Below are 4352 nucleotides of genomic sequence, written 5' to 3' on the forward strand. Positions count from 1 at the left end.
GTCGCAGGTCTGCAAGGCACAGTTGCTGAAATTGTGAACACGCGGCCTTTCACCGTCAACCCTGACGAAAGAACGATTCTCACTAAAGGACAGGCACCCTGACCGCAGGCCAAAGCCGAGGCTCTCACCACGACCAGGACGTCAGGACAACGTCGGAATTTTATCACTTTTCCTGTCGCCCATCCCGACCAGATCATGACCCGGATGGACGGCAAAAGCCCTACCATCCGAACGCTCGAAAACAACATGATACGTTACTTCGCCGACTACCAGCGACGCACCAGCGGCAGCCCGGGCGGTGACTCAAATCAGTTCCGAGCACCAGAGAATGCGGTAAAATAAGATTGCCCTGCTCTCACCGGGCGAAACCCCGGCAGCAAGTTGCGAATGACATATGGAGGCGAATTCAGTGGCCCGCGTCTGTGCCAGCCCATCTCTGCCCCCTTACGAAACTGCTCGAAAATTAACTTCGTGCAGGGAAAATACCGTTTATCGCAATAATACAGTTCAGTGTCGTTGTCGGGCCCATGTTTTCATGGCTTGAACTGCTACCCGCCGAGCCTATTGACGCAGAATCCATGGTTTGGTCGATAGCAGCGTTGTTGTAAATCCTTGTCCTGCCGGTATTACCAGGTGAACGATCATGCGGCAGGGAGCTGTCCGCATTGGTATCGCTTCCTTGTTGACCATGGGAATGCAAAGGCATTTGCGCAACAGTCAATACTTCACGTTCTGACCCTCCGCGCGAACCAAGAGCTTTCTGGCCAAGGCCCGGCGCTGCGCCTTCATGAACCATTACCCGCCCACGGACATCGGGCAAAGCAAAGGTCGTTCTGCCGTCTCCTCCGTAGATTGTTCCGATCAACGAAAACAGAGCTGAATTCTGGGCAATAGAGAGAAGCTGGCCGTCACACGCAGCAAAGCCCCTCGGCACGAAGTTGAACGCAACCCATTTTATTTCTCCGAGGAGCGGGTCGAATGAATCGGTCGTTGCAAAGGCAGGTTGAACGAAGCTGACCATCACGGCCAGTATCAAAAGCTTGATGCGTTTCATGTAATCCTCCTGCTCAGTTCCGTGGTGGAAAGATGCCCTGAAGTGCGATAATACAATTGAGCACTGTGTATGGCTGCATATTATTGTGGGGCTGCCCACCTCCCGAACTGGCAATATTTCCAGAGTTCATACCGACGTTCGGCGCATCGGCATAAATTCTTGTTCTCCCTGTTGAGGCCAACGCGTTGCCACTGGGGTCTGAGGTCGTGGCGCCGCCACTACTGGCTCTCTGATCATGGGAGTGAGCAGGCATTTCCGCCTCGGTCAGGGTCACAGCCTCAGTACCGGCTCGATCACCGAGACGACGTTGAGTAAGCCCCGGCCCCTGCCCTTCATGCATGATCGTGCGGCTTCGAACATCCGGCAGTGCAAACGTTGTCCGACCGTCACCGCCATAGGTTGTGCCCAGCAACGAAAATAGTGCCGCGTTCGAGCCAATTGCTAGAAGTTGACCATCGCAGAACGCCCAGCCGCGTGGTGCAAAGTTATACGGAACCCAGGCAACTTCACCGATGAACGGTGTATTGGCCAAAGCCGGCTGCCCCAGCCCCATTCCGCAAAGGGCAAAAACGCCGATCAGAACTTTATGTATAACGCGCATTGTGTTTCTCCTCATTAGCTGCTCTGGCGAGCTTCTCTTCGTGTTTGGATAGAGGAACCATAATCAAGCCTTTATATCCCCACCGGATCCGGGAACATTTTTTCTACCGCCCATACAAAAAAGGCCATGCAAGTGCACAGCCTTTTATGATTACGCTTGCTTTTCGTTCACTCGCCGCCTAAGCGCCCTGTTTGCAAGCATCCCCGCCAGCCCAAGCAACAATAAGGCAAGGGCTCCAGGTTCATCGACCGGAGTTGGTCCGCCCGGATCAGATCCACTGACTGCCCTGGTAATATCGTCGACATTGAAATTGAAATTACCGTCTGGGAAAGGATCAAAACTCGACAAACTCACCGACGAAAATGATTCTGTAACCATGTCCGTTACCAGCCCGATAAAATAGGCTTCTCCTCCATCGGCCAGCGTTATATCAGCCGACGTTCCAACTAATAGATTGGCGGTACCCCCGCTATCGGTCGTTAGCGTAATATCTCCATCAACTAAGATGCTGTCTGTGTGGACGTAAAGTCCAATCGCCAGAACCGCGCTTGCAAAACCCATATCAAAGCTGTCACCACCAATAAATGCCGGAGTAACGTCATTGGTAGCAAGATAATTGGAGGGCGATGTCGTGGCGAACTGATTATCCACCGTCATTGAAAGCCCAAAATCAGCGACGAGAGAGTGCGTAAAGGTAATACCCTCCACTGTATCGCCAGTGGAAATGACATCCCCTGCCGTAGCGCTTTCGAAATCGGCCGTTGTAGCAGTCAGCCCTGAAATGGCGGTGTTGAATGAAGCTTCGTCGTTGTACTGAATAAATGCCGAATAGGCAGAGGGGGTAAACAGCAGTGCACCAAAAGCAGTTGCAATTATGTTTCTGGTCAATGGTAAAGTGTAGCGAACAAGCAGTCTGAATGGTCGACTCATAGTCCAGATCCTCTTTTTTGGCTTGCACACCAGGGTCTTTAATTAAATCTCCAAACGCTGTTGGTATGTTCCCCGGCGGGAGCAGGCCTCAAAAGGGACATGCTGACATTTGCATCTGGGTAACTACCGATGAAATCGTGAGCATACCTCATGCCATAAAAATCAAACCTATAATAAGTATAACCTTTTATATTTTTTTATCCGGTGAGTTGGTTCTTTCCTGAGCAAACTGTAAAAGAACCTGACACCGAAATAAAACGCGAATTTCATCCAGTTCATTGATTTAAATAAGATAATTATTAAATTGATAAATGATCATTTTTGCCTGCCGGAAAGGATATCTGGTGTCGAGTGAGTCGCTTCTGCTTAACCCTACCGACGGGTAACTGGTTGAACCGGGTGCCGGTCTGGTCTTCAGTAACAAATCGCCATCAGCCGTGTCTTACCAGCTGAACCCTCACCAATCAGGATGATGACATGCACAGGCTCTTGTTATTGATCACCGCGGCCCTGCTAACGGCCACCAGCGCACTGGCCTCTGAACCACCGGTTTATACCGGCCTGCTCAGCAATACCGGCGCCGGCGGTTATGACGTCGTAAGCTATTTTGAGGCTGACGAGCCCACCAAAGGCTCTGCCGATTACAGCACCCGGCACCTGGGCGCAACATGGCGGTTTGCCAGCGCCGAAAACCTTGCCCGTTTCCAGAGTAACCCGGAACGGTACCTGCCGGCCTATGGCGGTTATTGCGCCTGGGCGGTCAGTCAGGGCTACCTCGCCAAGGGGGACCCGAAACATTGGAACATCCGGCAGGACAGACTGTATCTTAACTACAATCAGTCCGTGCAGGACAGATGGCTGAAAAGCCCCGACGAATTTATTCAGCAGGCGGATGCAAACTGGCCCAGGGTTCTGGACTAGTGTCCGGAAATACAGGAGTTAGCACCAATGCCAGATTCTGATGACAGAGCCAGTGAGCTACTCAACAGGCTCCGTGAGGACGCGCAATCCGGAGCCACTGCCCTGGCGCTGAAGACGCTCAGGGATCTGGCCGCGTACATAGAGCAGAGCAGACCTGCCGCCAACGCTCTGGCGCGTTTGTTTGATGAGCTCCGCAGAGCCCGCCCCAGCATGATCGTCATTGGCAACTCGATCGCAAGGATAGAATCGCAGCTGGCGGATGGAGAGTCGCCACTTGACTCGGTCAGGCAGGTTGCCAGCGAACTGGAAAACGCCAGCGCCGCTATCGCCAGCCATGCATCCCGGCAGATCCCCGCTGACGCCGTGGTTATGACCCACAGCGCCAGTTCGGTAGTGATCGAGCTGTTTCGCCTGCTCGCCCGGAACAAGCAGGCCTTTTCGGTTATCTGCACCCAGAGCAGTCCCGGACTGGAAGGACATGAATTGGCCATAACACTGAACGACATGGGTGTACCGGTTACCCTGATCACCGATGCCCAGATCGGCCTGTTTATGCCCTGGGCGGATGTGGTGGTGACCGGTTGCGATACCTGGCTGGCAGACGGACATTTCATCAATAAAAGCGGCACCCGCCTGCTCGCACTGGCTGCCCACGCCCAGCAAAAACCGTTCTGGGTACTCGGAGACAGCTTTCGCCAGAGTGGCCAGACCAGCGATGACGTCAGTCTGGAAGAAATGCCGGTGGCCGAAATGCATGCGCCGGAAGGGCAATGGATCACGCCGCGGAATATCTATTTCGAAACCGTTCCGGCATCCCTGGTGACCGGCGGGATCAATGAACAGGGC

Annotated in this window: 5 protein-coding genes; 2 read left to right on the forward strand and 3 right to left on the reverse strand. The window is 53.4% G+C overall.

Going from position 1 to position 4352, the window contains the following annotated elements:
- Positions 1–463: 463 nt before the first annotated feature.
- The 3 genes from VJ956_RS03435 to VJ956_RS03445 form a co-directional block, all read right to left on the reverse strand.
- Positions 464–1054, reverse strand: a complete 591-nt coding sequence (locus tag VJ956_RS03435) for a phage tail protein (protein WP_324081682.1) — start codon at positions 1052–1054, stop codon at positions 464–466.
- Between the two features lie 13 nt (positions 1055–1067).
- The gene (locus VJ956_RS03440; RefSeq protein ID WP_324081684.1) at positions 1068–1670 is read right to left on the reverse strand and encodes a phage tail protein; all 603 of its coding nucleotides are present in this window, start codon (positions 1668–1670) and stop codon (positions 1068–1070) included.
- 135 nt (positions 1671–1805) lie between these two features.
- Positions 1806–2585, reverse strand: a complete 780-nt coding sequence (locus VJ956_RS03445; protein WP_324081686.1) for a hypothetical protein — start codon at positions 2583–2585, stop codon at positions 1806–1808.
- A 477-nt stretch (positions 2586–3062) separates the two neighbouring features.
- Between VJ956_RS03445 and VJ956_RS03450 the strand changes: the two genes are divergently transcribed.
- Together VJ956_RS03450 and VJ956_RS03455 are read left to right on the forward strand one after the other, a co-directional pair.
- The gene (locus VJ956_RS03450) at positions 3063–3506 is read left to right on the forward strand and encodes a YHS domain-containing (seleno)protein (protein WP_324081688.1); all 444 of its coding nucleotides are present in this window, start codon (positions 3063–3065) and stop codon (positions 3504–3506) included.
- Between the two features lie 27 nt (positions 3507–3533).
- Positions 3534–4352, forward strand: an 819-nt coding sequence (locus VJ956_RS03455; protein WP_324081690.1) for an initiation factor 2B, incomplete at its 3' end; no start/stop codon positions are given.

This window comes from Marinobacter sp. (assembly GCF_035268745.1).
Taxonomy (GTDB): Bacteria; Pseudomonadota; Gammaproteobacteria; order Pseudomonadales; family Oleiphilaceae; genus Marinobacter.

Excerpts from the sequence above, each read along its gene's own strand:
- VJ956_RS03435 (WP_324081682.1), bottom strand. The coding sequence starts at position 1,054 with ATGAAACGCATCAAGCTTTTGATACTGGCCGTGATGGTCAGCTTCGTT.
- VJ956_RS03440 (WP_324081684.1), bottom strand. The coding sequence starts at position 1,670 with ATGAGGAGAAACACAATGCGCGTTATACATAAAGTTCTGATCGGCGTT.
- VJ956_RS03445 (WP_324081686.1), bottom strand. The coding sequence starts at position 2,585 with ATGAGTCGACCATTCAGACTGCTTGTTCGCTACACTTTACCATTGACC.
- VJ956_RS03450 (WP_324081688.1), top strand. The coding sequence starts at position 3,063 with ATGCACAGGCTCTTGTTATTGATCACCGCGGCCCTGCTAACGGCCACC.